A 1,355-nucleotide genomic window follows, 5' to 3' on the forward strand; every position below is an offset into this window, starting at 1 on the left:
GAGGCGGCGGCGACGCTGACGGCGCTCCAGGCGGCCTTGGTGCTGTTGCACTCGGCGCTGTTGGCCCCGTACAGCTCGATGGCCGCGGCCACCGAGGCCGACCGGATGTTGGCGTAACGCCAGGAGGACGTCTTGCGGTTGAGGGCGCCCATGTAGATCTTGCCGGCCTTCTGGATGCTGATGCCGGTCACCGAGGACGGGCCGCCGGAGCAGATCGGGCTGCTCGGCTTGCCACCGCCGGGGTTGTTGCCCTCGGCCAGCAGGTAGAACCAGTGGTTGAGCGGCCCGGCCGCCGAGTGCACCTCGGTGTTGGGGATGGAGGAGGAGTAGCAGTTGGGGTCGCCCAGCGCGCTGGGGTTGTACATGTTGCGGATCGGGCCCTGCCCGACCAGGTCGACCTCCTCGCCCACCAGGTAGTCCGGCGGGTCGTTGGGGTTGTTGGCGTAGGCCTCGGTCAGCGCGCCGAAGATGTCGCCGGTGCCCTCGTTGATGCCGCCGTTCTCGTTGCCCGACCCGGCGCCGCCGGGAGTGGTCTGGAAGATGGCGTGGCCGAACTCGTGGGCCACCACGTCGATGGGGGTGGCCTGCTGGGTGTTGGCCTGGTTGTGACCGAAGTTGGTGTAGCTGCCGTTCCAGTAGGCGTTGACGTCGGCCAGCCCGACCCGGGCGGGGAAACCGCGGCCGCTGCCGTCGATGCCGCTGCGGCTGAGCCAGTCACGCAGCATGTCCCACTCGCGCTGGACGCTGAACAGGGCGTCCACGCAGGCGGTCTCCAGGTTGGTGCCCGACCCGTTGCCCCAGGCGTCGTCGGTGCCGGTGTAGGGCGAGCCGCCCTGCCCGCCGCAGGAGATGCCGGGCCGGGTGGTGTCGGTCATGGAGTAGGAGCTGCCCGACCCACTGGTGTTGATGGTGACCTGGCCGTAGTAGAAGCCGTTGCCGCTGCCCTCACGGACCAGGTCCACGGCGTCGGCCACAGCGCCGCTGCGGGCGTCGACGTAGACGTTCTGCACGCTGGGCTTGCCCGCGGCCAGGCCGGAGACCTTGACCTCCCAGGCCAGCCTCGGCGCCGCGTCCTTGGCCAGCACGACCAGGCGGGGCGCGGTGCTGTCGTCGACGCGCGACAGGCGGCCCTTGGCGGTGGCGGCGGCCTTAGCCGCCGAGACGGTGGCCTTGGTGGCGACGTCCCGCGTGGTGGGGCCGGTGGCCGAGACGGTGTCGCGGACGTTGCCGGCGGCATCGGTGACCACGACGGCGTCGCCGCCGATCACGGGCAGGCCCTTGTAGGTGCGGTCGTAGGCGACGTAGAACATGTCACCGGCGCCGGGAGTGACACTGCGGCGGCTGTAGGCCTCGTC

At 70.8% G+C, this 1,355-nt stretch carries 1 protein-coding gene; it reads right to left on the reverse strand.

The window, feature by feature from the left end; translation table 11 throughout:
* Nucleotides 1-1,310: M4 family metallopeptidase (locus AB0J71_RS49960; RefSeq protein WP_364421491.1), on the reverse strand; the 1,310-nt coding region annotated here is incomplete at its 3' end.
* Nucleotides 1,311-1,355: the final 45 nt, after the last annotated feature.

It is taken from the genome of Nonomuraea sp. NPDC049637 (assembly GCF_040675235.1).
GTDB lineage: Bacteria > Actinomycetota > Actinomycetes > Streptosporangiales > Streptosporangiaceae > Nonomuraea.